This window comes from Allobosea sp. TBD101 (assembly GCF_059817965.1).
On the sequence record NZ_CM187543.1, the window covers coordinates 2,616,898 to 2,634,407 of the forward strand.

The 17,510-nt window shown below is 66.3% G+C and carries 18 protein-coding genes, 1 tRNA gene and 1 pseudogene; 12 read left to right on the forward strand and 8 right to left on the reverse strand.

Features of this window, described 5'->3' with window-relative positions; all coding sequences use genetic code 11:
* Positions 1–8: 8 nt before the first annotated feature.
* The 3 genes and pseudogenes from AC6RIC_RS12805 to AC6RIC_RS12815 form a co-directional block, all read right to left on the reverse strand.
* A pseudogene (locus AC6RIC_RS12805) lies at positions 9–782 on the reverse strand (glycoside hydrolase family 25 protein); the annotation flags it as partial.
* Between the two features lie 217 nt (positions 783–999).
* Positions 1,000–1,084 (reverse strand) — tRNA-Leu (locus AC6RIC_RS12810).
* Positions 1,085–1,210: 126 nt separating this feature from the next.
* Entirely contained in the window at positions 1,211–1,480 is a 270-nt protein-coding gene (locus tag AC6RIC_RS12815; RefSeq protein ID WP_499736421.1) for a FliM/FliN family flagellar motor switch protein, read from the reverse strand.
* Between the two features lie 137 nt (positions 1,481–1,617).
* On the opposite strand from AC6RIC_RS12815, the gene lipB reads away from it, so the two are divergent.
* The 4 genes from lipB to AC6RIC_RS12835 all read left to right on the forward strand — a co-directional run bounded on the left by lipB (position 1,618) and on the right by AC6RIC_RS12835 (position 5,141).
* On the forward strand, positions 1,618–2,322 hold the full coding sequence (lipB, locus tag AC6RIC_RS12820) for a lipoyl(octanoyl) transferase LipB (protein WP_499736422.1): 705 nt from the start codon (positions 1,618–1,620) through the stop codon (positions 2,320–2,322).
* A gap of 61 nt (positions 2,323–2,383) precedes the next feature.
* Positions 2,384–2,590 (forward strand): hypothetical protein, encoded by a 207-nt coding sequence (locus AC6RIC_RS12825; RefSeq protein WP_499736423.1) that lies wholly within the window; start codon positions 2,384–2,386, stop codon positions 2,588–2,590.
* Positions 2,591–2,702: 112 nt separating this feature from the next.
* Positions 2,703–4,310 (forward strand): carboxyl transferase domain-containing protein, encoded by a 1,608-nt coding sequence (locus AC6RIC_RS12830; protein ID WP_499736424.1) that lies wholly within the window; start codon positions 2,703–2,705, stop codon positions 4,308–4,310.
* A gap of 45 nt (positions 4,311–4,355) precedes the next feature.
* Positions 4,356–5,141: an FRG domain-containing protein gene (locus tag AC6RIC_RS12835; protein ID WP_499736425.1), complete on the forward strand. Its 786-nt coding sequence runs from the start codon at positions 4,356–4,358 to the stop codon at positions 5,139–5,141.
* Positions 5,142–5,169: 28 nt separating this feature from the next.
* On the opposite strand, the gene AC6RIC_RS12840 is transcribed toward AC6RIC_RS12835, so the two are convergent.
* On the reverse strand, positions 5,170–6,255 hold the full coding sequence (locus tag AC6RIC_RS12840) for a Kelch repeat-containing protein (RefSeq protein WP_499736426.1): 1,086 nt from the start codon (positions 6,253–6,255) through the stop codon (positions 5,170–5,172).
* Between the two features lie 153 nt (positions 6,256–6,408).
* Between AC6RIC_RS12840 and AC6RIC_RS12845 the strand changes: the two genes are divergently transcribed.
* The 3 genes from AC6RIC_RS12845 to AC6RIC_RS12855 all read left to right on the forward strand — a co-directional run bounded on the left by AC6RIC_RS12845 (position 6,409) and on the right by AC6RIC_RS12855 (position 10,057).
* On the forward strand, positions 6,409–7,170 hold the full coding sequence (locus tag AC6RIC_RS12845; protein WP_499736427.1) for an SDR family oxidoreductase: 762 nt from the start codon (positions 6,409–6,411) through the stop codon (positions 7,168–7,170).
* 156 nt (positions 7,171–7,326) lie between these two features.
* Complete coding sequence (locus AC6RIC_RS12850) at positions 7,327–8,040, forward strand: cation efflux transmembrane domain-containing protein (protein ID WP_499736428.1); 714 nt, start codon at positions 7,327–7,329, stop codon at positions 8,038–8,040.
* A 31-nt stretch (positions 8,041–8,071) separates the two neighbouring features.
* A complete protein-coding gene (locus AC6RIC_RS12855) occupies positions 8,072–10,057 on the forward strand; it encodes an acetyl/propionyl/methylcrotonyl-CoA carboxylase subunit alpha (RefSeq protein ID WP_499736429.1) in 1,986 nt (661 codons plus the stop codon).
* 190 nt (positions 10,058–10,247) lie between these two features.
* Here the strand turns inward: AC6RIC_RS12855 and AC6RIC_RS12860 are convergent, their stop codons facing one another.
* Positions 10,248–11,093, reverse strand: a complete 846-nt coding sequence (locus AC6RIC_RS12860) for an aminoglycoside phosphotransferase family protein (protein WP_499736430.1) — start codon at positions 11,091–11,093, stop codon at positions 10,248–10,250.
* The gene (locus AC6RIC_RS12865; RefSeq protein WP_499736431.1) at positions 11,090–11,857 is read right to left on the reverse strand and encodes an SDR family oxidoreductase; all 768 of its coding nucleotides are present in this window, start codon (positions 11,855–11,857) and stop codon (positions 11,090–11,092) included. Before AC6RIC_RS12865 ends, AC6RIC_RS12860 begins: the two co-directional genes overlap by 4 nt.
* Positions 11,858–12,076: 219 nt before the next feature.
* Here AC6RIC_RS12865 and AC6RIC_RS12870 point away from each other — a divergent pair, with 219 nt between their 5' ends.
* The 3 genes from AC6RIC_RS12870 to AC6RIC_RS12880 are packed head-to-tail and all read left to right on the forward strand — an operon-like array spanning position 12,077 to position 13,098.
* A complete protein-coding gene (locus tag AC6RIC_RS12870) occupies positions 12,077–12,514 on the forward strand; it encodes a DUF1489 family protein (protein WP_499736432.1) in 438 nt (145 codons plus the stop codon).
* A 55-nt stretch (positions 12,515–12,569) separates the two neighbouring features.
* On the forward strand, positions 12,570–12,812 hold the full coding sequence (locus AC6RIC_RS12875; protein WP_454656639.1) for a type II toxin-antitoxin system ParD family antitoxin: 243 nt from the start codon (positions 12,570–12,572) through the stop codon (positions 12,810–12,812).
* Positions 12,805–13,098: a type II toxin-antitoxin system RelE/ParE family toxin gene (locus tag AC6RIC_RS12880; protein WP_454656640.1), complete on the forward strand. Its 294-nt coding sequence runs from the start codon at positions 12,805–12,807 to the stop codon at positions 13,096–13,098. The genes AC6RIC_RS12875 and AC6RIC_RS12880 overlap by 8 nt, the downstream gene beginning before the upstream one ends.
* A gap of 33 nt (positions 13,099–13,131) precedes the next feature.
* Here AC6RIC_RS12880 and panC read toward each other — a convergent pair whose 3' ends face one another.
* Complete coding sequence (gene panC, locus AC6RIC_RS12885) at positions 13,132–14,022, reverse strand: pantoate--beta-alanine ligase (RefSeq protein WP_499736591.1); 891 nt, start codon at positions 14,020–14,022, stop codon at positions 13,132–13,134.
* Between the two features lie 207 nt (positions 14,023–14,229).
* Here panC and AC6RIC_RS12890 point away from each other — a divergent pair, with 207 nt between their 5' ends.
* Positions 14,230–14,970: a VWA domain-containing protein gene (locus AC6RIC_RS12890; RefSeq protein WP_499736433.1), complete on the forward strand. Its 741-nt coding sequence runs from the start codon at positions 14,230–14,232 to the stop codon at positions 14,968–14,970.
* Positions 14,967–15,686 carry a DnaJ domain-containing protein gene (locus AC6RIC_RS12895; RefSeq protein WP_454656642.1) on the forward strand — a complete coding sequence of 240 codons (720 nt, stop codon included), beginning with the start codon at positions 14,967–14,969 and terminating at the stop codon, positions 15,684–15,686. The genes AC6RIC_RS12890 and AC6RIC_RS12895 overlap by 4 nt, the downstream gene beginning before the upstream one ends.
* A 58-nt stretch (positions 15,687–15,744) precedes the next feature.
* On the opposite strand, the gene AC6RIC_RS12900 is transcribed toward AC6RIC_RS12895, so the two are convergent.
* Positions 15,745–17,394, reverse strand: coding sequence for an SPOR domain-containing protein (locus AC6RIC_RS12900; protein ID WP_499736434.1), 1,650 nt, complete (start codon positions 17,392–17,394; stop codon positions 15,745–15,747).
* Between the last annotated feature and the right edge of the window lie 116 nt (positions 17,395–17,510).

Consider the following 17,510-nt stretch of genomic DNA (forward strand, 5'->3'; position numbering starts at 1 on the left):
GTGCCGATGTCGTATTCGCCGCGCAGCCAGCCGGCGAACTGGCTCTCGCTGCCGAAGAAGGCGTTGCGATCGACATCGCCACGGATGCCCGGCACGCGGCCGGTCGTGGTGAACTGCCAGAAGGCCCAGGGGCGGTTGTTGTAGCGGGTTTCCGGCAACGCCGCCGTCGAGCGGATCCAGTAGGGGTAGTTGTTGAACTGCCCCTCCAGCACCTCGCGATGGAACGTGATGTCGGTATAGATCACCGGCTTCTTGCCGGTGAGCTGCTCCAGCTCGGTCAGCATGAGCGCGATCTTCTCGCGGGCGAGTTCGCGGTCGATCTTCTGCGGGCAGGTCCGCGAATGGCCGTTCCACTCGACATCGAGCACCGGCGGCAGGGCATCGGGATCGTTCGGGATCTGCTGCTTGAACCAGACCGCCTGCTCATGGGCCGGGCGGCACCAGAAGACGAAATGGTAGGCGCCGCGGGCGATGCCGGCGCGGCGCGCGCCCTCCCAGTTGCGGCGGAAGGTCGGATCGACATGGTCGCCGCCCTCGGTCGCCTTCATGTAGACGAAGCGGGTGCCGGCCGCCTTGACGGCGTTCCAGTCGATCTCGCCCTGCCAACGCGAGATATCGATGCCGTGGATTGGATATTGATGCGCTGCCGCGACGCCCGGATGCGGCCGGGCATCGCCCTTCGACGGGTAGTTGTCGAGCGCCACGCAGCCGCCGAGCGCGGCGAAAGCGGCAGCGGCCAGAAGGGACAGGGCACGGAAGCGAGGCATGCGGCGAGCGTTCATGTCGCGGAGAATTGCTGGGAATGCTTGACGGCCGGTTTACGTTACCAAAGTTCTGCCATCTGTCAGCCCGATCTTGGGCGGAACGAAGCCGGGGCCTGGCGGCGAGGCGAATCGCGGTTGACGCGCAACCTGAAGATTTGAGCCGAAGCGGTTGGTATCGCCCGGAAACGCGAAAGGCGACCCGAAGGTCGCCTTTCGCTGGACTTTCATCCGAATTTGGTGCGGTCGAGAGGACTCGAACCTCCACGGGTCTCCCCGCTACCACCTCAAGGTAGTGCGTCTACCAATTCCGCCACGACCGCAGCTCGGTTCCGGTTGCGGGCGGTGCAACCAGGGAGCGGCGCCGATCTAGCAAATCGAATCCGCCGCCACAAGAGCGTCATGAAGGAAAAGCGCAGAAGCGCGATTTTTCCCCAGGACGGGGCGATTCAGGCGGCGTCGGCGACGGTCTGCAGGGTGTAGATCGTCGGGCGCTTGAGCATCTGGGTGATCTCGACGGAGATTCGCGCGCCGCTGACCACGACGATTCCCTTGGCGAAGGGGTGGTTGTTGGCGAGAATCTGGACTTCGTCGGTCTCGCTGGTGTTCAGCTCGATGATGGCGCCGCGGCCGAGGCGCAGCAGCTTGTAGATCGGCATCTGGGTCTGGCCGAGCACGACTGTGAGTTCCACCGGGACGAGATTGAGATCGGCCTTCAAGTCCTGCCTCCGGAACCCTACTTCAGAATTGGACCAGCGAAACTTGCCTGCCTGCCGGTTTTGGGCGCAAGAGGCGTTGCGAGGGCCGTGCCGGTGTGTCGCCAGCCCGGAAACTTTGAGCGGAACATGGTTAAGCCATGGTGAAGATGCGTGAAGAACTGGCCGTCTCCTTCCTGCCGGAAGGGGTGTCCGAGCCGGTCGAGTGGGTCGTGAGCGAAGGGCTCGTCGGCTATGACGAGGCCGTCGCCGAGATGGAGGCCCGTGCCGGGCTGATCGCGGACGGGCTGGCGCGCGAGCGCGTCTGGCTGGTCGAGCATCCGCCGCTCTATACTGCCGGTACTTCGGCTCGCGACGAGGACCTGATCGCGCCGGAGCGATTCCCGGTGTTCCGCTCCGGGCGGGGCGGGCAGTTCACCTATCATGGCCCCGGCCAGCGCGTGGCCTATGTCATGCTCGACCTGAAGCGGCGCCAGCCGGACCTGCGCCGCTTCGTCGCCGCGCTGGAAGGCTGGCTGATCGGCGCGCTCGATGATTTCAATATCCGTGGCGAGCGGCGCGAGGACCGCGTCGGCGTCTGGGTCCGCCGGCCCACCAAGGGCGCGGGCATCGAGGACAAGATCGCCGCGATCGGCATCCGCGTCCGGCGCTGGGTCTCGTTCCACGGCATCTCGCTGAATGTCGAGCCTGACCTCACGCATTTCGATGGGATCGTGCCCTGCGGCGTCAGCCAGCATGGCGTGACCTCGCTGGTCGATCTCGGCCTGCCGGTGACGATGCCGGAGGTCGATTCGGTGCTGCGCGAGGCATTCGAGTGCGTGTTCGGCCCGACCGTTCAGGCCTGATTTACCAACCGTTAGCCATGGCGCCGCCATCTTCGCCCTTGGGGTTGGGTTGAAGATGGGGATGACAATGCGAAGCATTTTTCTGGCGGGCAGCCTCGCCATGCTGCTCGCGGCCTGCAACACGACCGACCAGCGCATTGCCGGCGCAGCCGCCGGCGCGGGAGCTGGCGCGCTCGTCGGCGGGCCGATCGGTGCGATTGCCGGTGGCGCGATCGGTGCGGTCGCTGCGCCTTCCGTGACTGGTTCGATCAACAAGATGCAGGAATGAGCCGCTCCAGCGGCGCGGATTTGCACGGCCGCGTCCGTGCGTCCGCGCCGGTTGGCGTTTTCGACGCGGCGCGCCATAAACTCGGCAGAGATTGTTACCGAGGAGCGCGCCCGTGCCTGTCATCGAGAGCAAGGTCGATCTGAATTCGGCCGAGACGCGCGCCAATGCCGAAGCCTGGGCCGGATTGCGCGGCGAACTCCAGCAGCATCGCGCCACCGCCGCGCTCGGCGGCAACGCCAAGTCCCGCGAACGCCACACGGCGCGCGGCAAGCTGCTGCCCCGCGAGCGCGTATTGCAGCTGACCGATCCGGGCTCGGCCTTCCTCGAGATCGGCTCGCTTGCCGCCTTCGGCATGTATGAGGGCGATGTCCATGCCGCCGGCATGATCGCCGGCATCGGCCGCGTGGCGGGGCGTGAATGCATGATCGTCTGCAACGATGCGACGATCAAAGGCGGCACTTACTATCCGATGACGGTGAAGAAGCATCTGCGGGCGCAGGAAATCGCGCGCGAGAATCGCTTGCCCTGCATCTACCTCGTCGATTCCGGCGGCGCGAACCTGCCGCACCAGACCGAGGTCTTCCCCGACCGCGAGCATTTCGGCCGCATCTTCTACAACCAGGCGACGCTTTCGGCCGAGGGCATCCCGCAGATCGCGGTGGTGATGGGCTCGTGCACCGCCGGCGGCGCCTATGTCCCGGCGATGTCGGACGAGACGGTGATCGTCCGGAAACAGGGCACGATCTTCCTCGGCGGCCCGCCGCTGGTGAAGGCCGCGACCGGCGAGGTCGTCTCGGCCGAGGATCTCGGCGGTGCCGACGTGCATGCGCGCCTCTCTGGCGTCGCCGACCATTATGCCGGCGACGATACCCATGCGCTCGCGATCGCCCGCCGCATCGCCGGCAATCTCAACAGCGTGAAACGGCCGGATATCGATATCGCCGAGCCGGTCGAGCCGCTCTACGATCCGGCCGAACTGGAAGCCGTGGTGCCGACCGACCTCAAGAAGCAATACGACATCCGCGAGGTGATCGCGCGGCTCGTCGACGGCTCGGAGTTCGACGAGTTCAAGAAGCTCTACGGCACGACGCTGGTGACGGGTTTCGCGCGCATCCACGGCATTCCGGTCGGCATCATCGCTAATAACGGCATCCTATTCTCGGAAAGCGCGGTCAAGGGCGCGCATTTCATCGAATTGTGCTGCCAGCGGCGGATTCCGCTGCTCTTCCTGCAGAACATCACCGGCTTCATGGTCGGGCGCGATGTCGAGACGCGCGGCATCGCCAAGGACGGCGCCAAGCTCGTCACTGCGGTGGCCTCGGCGCGGGTGCCGAAGATCACCGTGCTGGTCGGCGGCTCGTTTGGCGCCGGCAACTACGGCATGTGCGGGCGGGCCTATTCGCCGCGCTTTCTGTTCACCTGGCCGAATTCGCGGATCTCGGTGATGGGCGGAGAGCAGGCCGCGAGCGTGCTCGCGACCGTACGCCGCGACAATATCGAGTCCGAGGGCAAGAGCTGGCCGGCTGCCGACGAGGAAGCCTTCAAGGCGCCGATCCGCAACCGCTACGAAGAAGAAGGGTCGCCCTACTTTGCCACGGCGCGGCTCTGGGACGACGGCATCATCCTGCCCTCCGAGACGCGGCGCGTGCTGGCGCTGGCCTTCTCGGCGACGCTTAATGCCGAGGTGCCCGAGACGAAGTTCGGCGTGTTCCGGATGTGAGGGTGTTCGATCAATAGAGAAACAACGGGCCTAACATACGTCTAGTTGGAGGCGACCTATTGGTTTATGCGGGGTAACATGCCAGCGGTATCTGAAAATCAATTTGATTCTTTAGATGATCTTTTTCGTCAGATTATAAAAATAACAAAAGACTGGGATTCAGTATGGTACAGGGGGGTGAGGTCAGCTAATTTTGGTTTAGTTCCGAAGGTCCTTCGCAGTACAAACTATAATGAAAATATCGTCTCCGTCGAATTTCGGCGCCGAATGCGCGTCGAGTTTCCGAGTATGAAAACAGATTTTGATTGGCTGTGTGCAATGCAGCATTTTGGAGTTCCGACCCGCTTATTGGATTGGTCAGAATCCCTGTTTCCAGCTTTGTATTTTGCAACGATGCCGCTATCAAAGAAGCTCAATAGCTCAACGATCTGGGTTCTTAATCCGTTTGCGCTAGTAGAATTGGTTAGGCGTGGCGAGGGCGTTATCCCTACACAAGACAATGATATAATATTGAATTATTCAGGGTATTCATTTGATAATGGACAAAAAAAGGGCGTTGGTAAATTTCCATCGCCGGTTGTTCCTGATTTTATATTTAGTCGACTAAAGGCTCAGAATTCTTGTTTTACAATCCATGGGTCTGACAATCGGCCGCTGGAGGCGCAGCTTGCTGGTGTGGATATCGATGATCCAATATTATATAAATTTACATGTAATAATAGATTTATTTCCTCATTGGCGTTGAGTGTAAATTTGCTTTGCGGCGATCCAAGTATTCTTTTTCCTGATATTGAGGGTTTTCATAAGTGGTTGGGTCCTGATAGCTCCTAAAATCACTATTAGCTAGTCCTGGATGGCCTCACCCCAGCGAGAACGCCTCGTGCACGGCGCTCTGCACGCCGCCGCCCATGACCGGGCCACCCCCTGCGACATGGACCGCGTCGCCGACGAGGGCGGCACCCAGCCCGTGACGGGGCGTCAGCATCGGCGCGTACTGCTCCCAACCGTCGGTGGCGGGGTCATAGGCCTCCATCTGGCCGAAGACGCGGTTGGTGCCTTCCCCGCCCATGACGAAGACCTTGCCGCGATAGAGCACGGCGCCATGGCCAGAGCGGCCCGTCGGCATCGGCGTGCGCATCGTCCATTTGTCGGCGGCCGGATCGTAGGAATGGTGCAGGTTCGAGTTGGTGTGGAAGGAATCGACCCGCCCGCCGATGACATGGATCAGGCTGCCGATGGCGAGCGTGCCGGTGTGGTCGCGGGCGGTGGGCATCGGCCTGCGCTCGCTCCAGCGATCGGCCTTGGGGTCGTAGACCAGATGCCAGTCGATCGAGCGCTTGGTCTCGGTGGTCTCGCCGATCGCGCCGCCGATGACATGCAGCACGCCGCCGAGGCCGACCACGGCGGTCGAGCCGGCGGGACGGGGCAGGGGCGCGATGTCGGCCCAGCGATCGGCCTTCGGGTCGTAGGTGAAGCAGCGCGGATGTGGCTTGCGGTTCTGTTCGAGGAAGCCGCCGATGGCGAAAAGCTTGCCGTCGAGGAAGGCGACGCCGACATGGTTGGCGCCCTGGGGCAGGGGCGCGCCGTCGTTCCACTTGTCGGCCTTGCCGTCATAGACATGGTGATAGGCCAGGTCGGTGCGCTGCTCGCCATAGCCGCCGACGACATGCATCCTGTCCTCGAAGGATGTCGCCCAGGCCATTTCCGAGCGCGGCAGCGGCAGCGGCGCCTTGGCGCTCCAGCGGCCGGGGGAGGCTGCTTTCGGGGCTGGCGAATCGAAGACGTTCTGCGTCGCCGCGAGCTCGGGTTTCCCGATCCGGCCGGGCTGGCTGAGCCGCTCGTATTGCGGGCCGTGATGCTCGTGACCCTGCTGCTGCGCGAGCGCCGGGCCGGCCAACGCGGCGGCGCCGGCCGCAAGCAGATGGCGGCGGTTCAGGCTGGTCATCGCGTCGTCCTCCCGACTAATACGATAAGGCAGGGCCGGCGGGCGGCAAGCGCATGAAGCTCTTGCTGTCCCCCGGTTCCCCCGAGCGATTTCGCTCGCTATGGTCGGGCGCCATCTCAAACGATTTAGGTCTAGGGAAACACGGGGAAACGCATGGCGGGACATAACAAGGTCGCGATCATCACCGGCGCCGGTTCGGGCGTTGGGCGCTCGGTCGCCATCGCTTTCCTGAAGGACGGCTATCGCACCGTGCTGGCCGGCCGCCGGGCGGATGCGCTGGAGGAGACGATCCAGCTCTCCGGCGTCGACAAGGGGCGCGCGCTCGCGGTGCCGACCGATGTCACCGACAAGGCCTCGGTCGAGAACCTGTTCGCCAGGACGAAGGAAGCCTTCGGCCGGGTCGACGTGCTCTTCAACAATGCCGGCGTCAACGCGCCGGGCGGCGTGCTGCTGGAGGACCTCTCGCTGGAGGATTGGCAGAAGGTCGTCGACACCAACCTGACCGGGCCGTTCCTCTGCACGCAGGCGGCCTTCAAGGCGATGAAGGAGCAGGAGCCGCGCGGCGGGCGCATCATCAATAACGGCTCGATCTCGGCCCATGCGCCGCGGCCGAATTCCGTCGCCTATACCGCGACGAAGCATGCGATCTCGGGCCTGACCAAGACGGCCGCGCTCGACGGGCGCAAATACGACATCGCCGTCGGCCAGGTCGATATCGGCAACGCGCTGACCGAAATGGCGCGCAAGATGACGACGGGAGTGCCGCAGGCGGACGGCACGATCAAGGTCGAGGCGGTGATGGATGTCGAGCATGTCGCGACGACCGTGCTGCACATGGCCGGCCTGCCGCCCGAGGCGAACGTGCTGTTCGTCACCGTGATGGCGACCAAGGCGCCGCTCGTCGGACGGGGGTGACGAACGCCTCTCGTTAGCCTGCCCCCTTGCCAGTCATCCCGGGCGCAGCGCAGCGTAGACCCGGGATCCATGCCTGAGCCTTGCCGATGTCTGTTCCGGCATGAATCCCGGATCGGCGCCGCTGATGCGGCTTGTCCGGGATGACAAGGAGTGAGGGTGGCGGCAGCGGCGCAAGATGCAGGTGGGCGGGATCAGCCCGATCATGACGGAGGCGGAGAAGGCTCGGCATCGAGCCCTGCGGTCGCCCGCGCTTACACGCTCACCATCTGGGGCATCGCGCTCGGCATCCTGATCCAGGCGGTGGCGACCGTCGCGTGGGCGCTCGCCATCGGCAATGCCCAGCTCTTCAAGGACGGCGTCGACTGGGTCTACGACGTTGCGCTCTATGGCATCGCGGCGATCGTCTTCGGCCGCGATGCGCGGATCGAGCGACTGGCGGCCGTGGCGATCGGCGCGGTCATGGCGGTGGCCGGGCTGCACACGCTCTACGATCTCTGGGACAAGGTCGTCCGGCCACGGCCGATCGAGGTCTGGACGCTCGGCTTCGCGGCGGCGAGCGCGATCGTCATCGCCTTCCTCGTCGTTGGGGCGCTCTGGCGCTTCCGGCGCGAGGAGAACCCGGTCATCAAGGCGACCTGGCTGTCGAGCCGCAACGACACGATCTCGACCACGGGCTTCGCGCTGGTCGGGCTCGCCGCCCGCGTCGCGCCGGTGCGCTGGCCGGAATACCTGTTCGATCTCGTCGTCGCCGGCATCTGCTTCCAGGCGACATGGGCGATCTGGCGCTCGCTGCGGCGGAGCGTCGAACGGGAAGCATCCCAAACCGGTTTGCGCAACAAGGCGCAGACAGACGCAACGGGCGGGCTATAAAGGCGGCACGTCTCCTGAGGATGCCGCCGCCATGACGATCGCCGCCAAGCTGCCCTCCATCCTGATCGCCAATCGCGGCGAGATCGCCTGCCGGGTGATCCGCACCGCCAAGCGGCTGGGCCTGCGCACCATCGCCGTCTATTCGGATGCCGATGCCGAGGCGCTGTTCGTGCAGATGGCGGACGAGGCCTATCATATCGGCCCGGCCCCGGCCCGCGAGAGCTATCTCGACGCCGACAAGATCCTCGCCGTTGCCAAGGAGGCGGGCGCCGCCTGCATCCATCCGGGCTACGGCTTCCTCTCCGAGAATGCCGAATTCGCCGATGCCTGCGCCGCGGCCGGCATCGTCTTCGTCGGCCCGCCGGCCTCGGCCATCCGGGCCATGGGCCTGAAGGACGCCGCCAAGGCGCTGGTCGAGAAGGCCAGCGTGCCGGTCGTGCCGGGCTATCACGGTGCCGAGCAGGATGTCGCCTTCCTGGCGAAGGAGGCCGAGCGCATCGGCTATCCCGTGCTGATCAAGGCGGTCGCCGGCGGCGGCGGCAAGGGCATGAAGAAGGTCGACCGTGCGGAAGACTTCGCGGACGCCCTGACCAGCGCTCAGCGCGAGGGCAAGAACGCCTTCGGCGATGCGCGCGTGCTGGTCGAGAAATACGTGCTCTCGCCGCGCCATGTCGAGATCCAGGTCTTCGGCGACAGCCACGGCCATGTCGTCCATCTCTACGAGCGCGACTGCTCGTTGCAGCGCCGTCACCAGAAGGTGATCGAGGAGGCGCCGGCGCCGGGCATGAGCGCCGAGGTCCGCGCCGCCATGGGCAAGGCAGCGACCGAGGCCGCGAAGGCCGTCGGCTATGTCGGGGCCGGTACGGTCGAGTTCATCGCCGACGGGCGCGACGGGCTGAAGGCCGACGGCTTCTGGTTCATGGAGATGAATACGCGGCTCCAGGTCGAGCATCCCGTCACGGAGGCGATCACCGGGCTCGATCTCGTCGAGTTGCAGTTGAAGGTCGCGGCGGGCGAGCCGCTCGGCTTCACGCAGGCGGACGTCTCGGCCACGGGCCATGCCGTCGAGGCGCGGCTCTATGCCGAGGACCCGGAGAAGGGCTTCCTGCCTTCGACCGGCAAGCTCTGGGCCCTGCAATTTCCAGAAGGCGAGGGCATTCGCATCGATACCGGCGTCGAGGCGGGCGATACGGTGACGCCGTTCTACGATCCGATGATCGCCAAGGTGATCGCCCACGGTCCGACGAGGGATGCGGCGCTCGACCGACTGGGCGCGGCGCTGGGCGAGACGGTGGTCGCCGGCCCGCGCACCAATCTCGCCTTCCTGAAGAAGCTGACCGAGGCCGAGGGCTTCCGGAAGGGGCCGTTCGATACCGGCTTCATCGACCGCAATATCAGCGCGCTCGGCGCCGAGCCGCAGCCGCTCGATGCGGCGGCCGTCGCGGCGGCGGCCTTGCAGCTCGAGGAGGAGCGGCAGGCGGCGGGCATGATCGCGGCCGCGGGCCGGGCTGAGGGCGAGGCGCGCTCACCCTGGCTCGACCCCGACGCCTTCTCGCTGATGCCACGCCAGCCCTTGGGCCTGCCGCTGACGGTCGATGGCGAGCGTATCGATGCCCGGATCGAGTGGCATGGCGACGACGCCCGCGTCAGCCTGCCCGGTCACGAGATCGGCGAAGGTGAACACGAGATCGCGCTGGCCGAGGGCGAGAGTGGCATCTGGTTCGCGCTGCATCGCGGGCGGCAGACGGCGGTCTCGCTGTTCGATCCGTTCAGCGTCGATCTCGATGCGGCGGCGGGCTCGGGCGGCGTAGTCAAGGCGCCGATGCACGGCAAGCTCGTCGCGCTCTTCGTCGCGCCGGGCGAGGCGGTGACCAAGGGCCAGCGCCTCGCCATCGTCGAGGCGATGAAGATGGAGCATGTCCTCACCGCCCCGCGTGACGGCACGGTCAGCGAGGTCGCGGGCGAGCCCGGCGCGCAGGTCGCGGAGGGCGCGAAGGTGGTCGTGCTGGGGGAATAGGCGAGTCGATGGAATCGCTTGCGGGCGATCGCTGAGGAATTGATTCCGCTTCGGATGTCCCTGTTCGTGTCATCCCGGACAAGCGGCGAGGCCGCGCCGATCCGGGATCCATTCCGGAACGGTTCAGGCATGAATCCCGGATCTCCGCATCGCTCCGTCCGGGATGGCGAGGATTGGAGTGAAGGGAGTGCTAGTCGGCCAGCGCCGCGGCCGCTCTTTCCAAGATCGTCAGGTTGATCTCCACCAGTGGGTCCTCGTCCTCCAGGAACCAGCTTGCCGACAATCCGCACCACGCGATGATCCAGCACAGCAGGCGCTGCCGCTCCAGCCCCGACTTCGCCAGCACGATCTCCAGCCGGCGCTCGAAGGCACCGGGCGCGACCGCGACGGGCGGCTCGGGATCGGCAAGGTCGGGGTCGCAGAACAGGATCGTGTATTCGAAGGCGCGGTCGCCGATCACCGATTTCGGATCGATGGCGAGCCAGCCGCGAGCCTCGAAGTCGAGGACGTTGTCGTGATGCAGGTCGGCATGGAGCGGCATGATCTCCTGCTGGACCGGCAGCAGCGCGCTCGCCTCCGCCGCGGCGCGGACGAGCAAGCCGCCGTGCCGGGCAGCTGCCGGAAACAGGTCCTTGAACCAGATATCGAGCGGGATCAGCCCGGCGGGGGCTGGGCCGCGCGGCTTCTGAAGTCCTGCTATGGCATCGCAGAGGATGGAGGTGGCTTCATCGTCACCTTCGGCGCCGCTGCGAGCCATGGAAGCGAGCGAGCGCTTTCCGGTGGCGCGCTCGATCAGCATCGCCTCGCCGTTCCCGCTGCGGGCGAGCAGGCGGGCGGCGCCGTCGCCGTTCCAGTAGCCCAGCGGCAGGTAGCCGCGCCGCTCGTCCTCGACCTCGGGCAGCTTCAGCATGGCCGGCGCGCCGTCCTGAAGGACCGGCAGCAGATGGCTGGCATGGGTCCGGATCGCCTCGCCGTCCGCGACGAGGCCCCAGCGGGCGAGCCAGGGTTCGAAGACCGTCCCGGAAATCCGGCTCATCCGCGGCCGATCACCGGGAACTGCTCGGCCTCGTAGATCTGGCCGGAGACCGGTGCGCTGTCCTCCGAGAGCCAGAAAGCGGTGTGGGCGGCGATCTCCTCCGGCTGCATGATCCGGCCGGTCGGGGCATCGCGCAGCGGGAGATGGTTCTGCCAGCCGGGCTTGCGGCCTTCGCGCTGCTGGGTCGCGTCCTCGTTGGCGGTCCAGGTCCAGCCGACGTTGAGCTGGTTGGCGCGGATGTGCTCGGGGCCGAGCGTGTTGGCGAGATTGCGCGTCATCGTCATCAGCGCGCCCTTCGACATCGAATACACCGTGAGGTTCGAGAGGCCGCAATAGGCGTTGATCGAGCCGACGGTGACGATGGCGCCGGGCGATTTCTGGGCACGGAAGGCGCGGATCGCGGCCTCGGCGCAGAGCAGGGGCGCGCGGGTGTTGATCGCGAACATGTGGTCGAAGAAGGCGGCGGTGGTCTCGGTCAGGATGCCGCGCGGATAGATGCCGGCATTGTTGACGAGCCCGTCGATGCGGCCGAAGGCGGCGACCGTGGCGTTGACGACGGCCTGGGCGGTCGCGGGCTCGGCGAGGTCGCCGGTCGCGCCTGCCGTCGCCGTGCCGAGCTTCGCGACGGCCGCATCGACTTCCGCCGCGTCGCGCCCGTGGATCAGCACCTTGGCGCCCTCGGAGACGAGGCGCTCGGCCATCGCGAAGCCGATGCCGGTCGAGGAACCGGTGACGAGAATGACCTTGCCTGCAAGTCCGCGCATGATGGAGCGTCCGTAGCCTGTCGAGGAAATGAGGATGACGATGAAGCGTGTCGTGGCGGACATGCTAACCGCCGAGCCGAGGCTGGCCAAACCTTTCTACGGCGACATCTTCGATATGCACGCCATCATCGGCGTGCCGGAGCATCGCGGTTGACGCCGGGCTGTGGAGAATAAGCGGGGAGGCTGGTCGGCTGGCGTTCCGAGGCCTATTTTGCGGCCATGCCCCTACATCTGCTCAAGCTCTGCGTCGGCGCGGAATCGATCAGCGATCTCGAGGACTGGATCGCCGAGCGTCAGGCGCAGCGCCGCGCCCGTGGCGAGCCGGCCGAGCAACTGCACACCACCCGGATGGTGCCGAAAAAGATCGAGGAGATCCTCGATGGCGGCTCGCTCTACTGGGTGATCAAGGGCCAGATTTCGGCGCGTCAGCGCCTGACCGATATCCGCCCCTTCACCGATGCCGAGGGCATCGGCCGCTGCCATCTGGTGATGGAGCCGGTCGTGGTGCCGGTCGAGCCGCGGCCGTTCCGGCCCTTCCAGGGCTGGCGCTACCTGCAGGCCAAGGACGCCCCGCGCGACCTCTCCGAGCATGGCGGCGATGTCGGCGAGATGCCGGAGGAGCTGCGTCGCGAGCTGGCGGGGTTGGGGCTGCTCTAGGATTCATTGCTCGCCCTACCAATATTTGGTACTTATTGGCATTCGGGAGCGATGGATGACAAAGAACACTTCGATCGCGCTGGGCGATCATTTCAGCCACTTCATTGGCGAGCAGGTGCAAAGCGGCCGGTATGGTTCGGCGAGTGAAGTCGTGCGTGCTGGCCTGCGCCTGCTGGAAACACACGAGGCGCGCGTGAAAGCCCTGCAGGACGCGCTGATTACCGGCGAGGAATCCGGCGAGCCGGAGCCGTTCGACAACGGCGCATTTCTGCAGCGGATGCGCGCCAGGCATGGCTGAGGCCGGTTATCGCCTCTCTCGACTGGCGGTTACAGACCTCGAACGTATCTGGTTCTGGACAGAGCGACGCTGGTCGGCGGAACAGGCCGAAAGTTATCACGCCAGCCTCATCTCTGCTTTCGAGGGGCTCAGCTGTGGCCGGAAGAAGGGGCGGGCAGTCGATGTTCGAGACGGCTATTACAAGTACGCTGTCGGCTCGCATGTGGTCTTCTATCGCCTATCGGCTGCTGGAATCGACGTGATCCGCATTCTGCATCAGCGCATGGATGTCGAACGCCATCTCTAGAGCCGTGTTTGGTGTCTCGACCTCGGCTCCGGCTCACACCGCAATATTGTCGAGCAAACGCGTGCTGCCGATGCGCGCCGCGAGGATCAGGCGGATCGGGCCGTCCGCCAGCGAGGCGACCGGCGCCAGCGTCTCGGCATGGCGCGCTTCCAGATAGTCGAGCTCGAAGCCGGCCGTGATGATCTCGTTCTGGGCATCAGCGACCGCCTTGAACAGGTCGTCGCGGTTGCGGATGCGCGCGGCGAGGTCCTGCATCACGCGCTGGAGCAACGGCGCCAGTGCCCGGTGTTCGTCCGAGAGATAGCGGTTGCGCGAGGACATGGCGAGGCCATCCGCTTCGCGGATCGTCGCCAGCGGGATGATCCTGATACCGAGATCGAGATCGGCGGCCATGCGGGTCACGACCTTGAGTTGCTGATAGTCCTTCTCGCCGAAGATCGCGCAGTCGGCGCGCGACTGCGTGAACAGCTTGCAGCAGACGGTCGCGACACCCTCGAAATGCGTCGGGCGGAAGCGGTCCTCCAACCCGACGGCAGCCGGGCCGAGCAGCAGCACGCGGGTGGCGAAGCCGGCCGGGTACATCTCCTCGACCGAGGGGAAGAACACCGCGTCGGCACCGGCCGCGACGAGCTTGGCGCAATCGTCGTCGAAGGTGCGCGGGTATTTCTTGAAATCCTCATGCGGCGCGAACTGCGTCGGGTTGACGAAGATCGTGACGATCACCCGCTTCGCGTGGCGCTGGCCTTCGCTCACCAGCGCGATATGGCCCTCGTGCAGCGCGCCCATTGTCGGCACCAGCGCGACCTTCTCGCCGGCAGCGTGCCAGCCGGCGACGGCTTCGCGCATCGCGGCGACCGTCTCGAAAACCGTGATTCCAGTCACTTTCCGACCTTTCCCGCCTGCGCTGCTCTCCTTAGCCCTCATCCTGAGGAGCCGCGTCAGCGGCGTCTCGAAGGATGGTCCAGCAGGCTCCGGAACCATCTGGAGCATCCTTCGAGACGCAAGCTTCGCTTGCTCCTCAGGATGAGGGCTGAAGGGACATCGCGTCCTCCGTTCGGCGCACGGGTAGCAAATGCCGCCGCCATGGCCAATATCAGGGCAAAGGATGATTCAGGTGGATCGAAGGGGTCGATGAGCGAGAGGAAGGACCGGGCTGTCGGCAAGGCGGGAGCGACCACGCCGGCGACGCATTCGCAGCCGGGCGAGATCGACCGCTTTCTCGGCGCGGCGAAGCAGCTCGCGCCCCTGGCGACCGGGCAGGCGGGGCGGCTCGTCTTCGCGCTCGACGCCACGATGAGCCGCCAGCCGACCTGGGATCTCGCCTGCTCGCTGCAGGCGCGAATGTTCGACGTGACCTCGCAAAGCGGTGGGCTTGCGGTGCAACTCGTCTATTTCAGGGGGATCGGCGAGTGCCGTGCCTCGGGCTGGGTCGGCGAGCCTGCGCGCCTGACCGGGTTGATGCGCCGCATTGCCTGCGAGGGCGGCCAGACCCAGATCGCCCGCGTGCTGCGTCATGTCCGCGACGAGGCCAAGACCGTGCCGGTACGCGCCTTCGTTTATGTCGGCGATGCGATGGAGGAGGACGTCGATGCGCTCGCGAGCCTTGCCGGTGAACTCGGCCTGCGCGGCATCCGCGGCTTCGTCTTCCAGGAGGGGCATGATCCGGCGGCGAGCGCGGCCTTCGCGACGATCGCGCGCCTGACCGGCGGTGCCCATGCTCGTTTCGACGTGAATGCGCCGGCTTCCCTGCTCGACCTCCTGCGCGGCGCGGCGGCCTATGCGGCCGGCGGGCGCGAGGCGATGCTGCGGCTGGCGGGCTCGACCCCGGCGGTGAAGGGGCTGATCACCGCGATGGATGGAGGACGCCGGTGAGTCTGCTCTACGGCGTTGCCGTCCTGATCCTCGTCTGGTGGCTGGTGAAACTGTTCGCCGGGGCCAATCCCAAGGTGCTGGCGCGATTGGCGAAGACCGGCGGAGGCGTCGCCGCGCTCGGTGTCGCCGGGCTCCTGATGGTGCGCGGCCGGATGGATATGGCGATCTTCCTCGGCGGCGTCGGCGCGTGGCTGCTCGGCTGGAGCGCGACCGGGCCGGGTGGCATCCGCTTTCCCTGGGCCGATCGCTCCGGGCCGACGCCGGGCGCGACCTCGAAGGTCAAGTCGACGCTGCTGGAAATGGAGCTCGACCACGACAGCGGTGCGATGGTTGGCACCGTCACCGCCGGCCCCTATGCGGGGCGGGCGCTCGACAGTCTCGATATGGCTGAGCTGGCCGCGCTGATGCGCGATTGCCTCACGCGCGATCCGGACGGCGCTCGCCTGCTAGAGGCATATCTCGACCGCCGGTCGCCCGGCTGGCGTGAAGACGCTCAGCGTAATGGCGACACGGGGCAGCGCGGCGCGCCGGGCGCGGGCGCGATGACGCAGCAGGAGGCCTACGATATCCTGGGGCTTCAGCCGGGGGCGGGCGAGGAGGCGGTCCGCGAAGCCCATCGGGCCCTGATGAAGCGCATCCACCCGGATGCCGGGGGCACCAGCGGCCTTGCCGCTCGCGTCAACCAGGCCAAGGACGTCCTTCTGAAGCAGCGCTAGCGAAGGGGTCGGGGAGTGGGTCTGCGACATGTCGTGAACTCCTTTCCCTGGTCCTTGGTCAGGTGCGGGTGGCGAAGCAGGAGAAACCGCCGCGCTTCAGCTGGTTGCAAGCGTTCTGCGCATCCTTCGAGTCGTCGAAGCCGGCGAAGCGGGCACGGAAGAGGGTGGAGCCACCCTTGGCGACCTTCTCGGTGAAGGGCGAGGCGCTGGCGAGCGAGCTGGAAGCCTTGGCCTTGGCCCGGGCCAGGATTTCCTTGGCCTTGCCCTCGTCATCGGTGGCGCCGAGCTGGATCACCCATTTGCCGGAGGCGACGATCGCGGCCTGATGCGACATTGCGGGAGCCGGCTCCTGAACCTGAACCTTGGCGGGAGCGGCTTCGATCTTGCGGGCGACCGGCGCTGCGGGAACGTCGATCTTGGCTTCCGCGACCTTCACCGGCTCGGCGACGGGCTCGGGCGCCCTGGCGATCGAGGAGGTGACGTCGACATTCGCCGGCGGGCGCAGGACCTTGGCATCGGACGGCTGGGCACCGATCGACCAGCGCATGGCCGAGGGCGTCGTGGTGGCAGCGACCGGGCGCATGCCGGAGATCTGCAGCGGCTGGCCACCGGCGACGGCGACCGGCCGCGGCGGCGCGATCGGTGTGGTGGTCGGCATCGGGGCATAGGCGCGTGCGGCGGCCGGGAGAGCAGGCTGCTCCTCGACCTGCGGCTGCTGGCGCGGACGCGGCACCGGGATCGGCGCGGGCTCGGCCGCGGCCGCCTGCTGGATCGAACGCGGGCGCTCCTCAGGCTCCGGGGCCTCGGCGACCATCACGGAGGAACGGCCGCTGGTCGAGGCGCGGGGCAGGCTGGCCAGCACGAGATCGGTCATGATCTTGTCGCGAGAGGCGCCGGAGCGGCCGCCGAGCACGATCGAGACGACATGCCGGCCTTCGGCCTTGGCCGAGGTCATCAGGTTGAAGCCGGAGGCGCGGGTGTAGCCGGTCTTGATGCCGTCGACGCCCTCGACCTTGCCGAGCAGGCGGTTATGCCCGCGGATCGTGCGGCTGCCGTACTGGAAGGCGCGCATCGAGAAGAGCGGGTAATATTTCGGGAAACGCTCCTGGATGGCGCGTGCGAGGATCGTGAGGTCGCGCGCCGTCGTGATGTTCGGCGGAGAATGGGGCAGGCCGTGCGGGTTGTAGAAGCGGGTCGAGCTCATGCCGAGCGAGCGCGCCTTGCGCGTCATCTGCTCGGCGAAGGCCTCCTCGGAACCGGCGATGTTCTCGGCGACGACGACCGAGGAATCGTTGGCGGAGAGCGTGATCATGCTCTTGATCACGTCCTCGACCGCGATGGTCGAGCCGGCGCGCAGGCCGAGCTTGGTCGGCGGCTGCGAGGCCGCGTAGGACGAGACCCTGAGCTCGGAATCCATGGTGAAGCGGCCGCGCTCCATCTGCTCGAACAGCATGTAGAGCGTCATGACCTTGGTCAGCGAAGCCGGGATGCGCGCGGCATCCTCGTTGACCGCATGCAAGGTGCGGCCGGTCTTCGCGTCGACCACCATCGCAGCATAAGGGGGGGTATAGCCGCCACCGGCCGCATGACGGCGCTTGCGCGCCTCGGCGGGGGAGGAGGCGATCGTGGCCGCAACCGCGACGACACTGATCAGACCGGCAACAGCCCGCAGACGCGGCCGCCGCAACCCAACGCAACCAGACAACATGACCCGCCTCGAACACACAACCATGGGCCGATCCCGCGCCTGGCTCATCGTGGCGCAGGGGACACAGTTGGAGAGGTTAGGCGGATGCGGTTACGGAGCCGTTAAAACTTGAACGG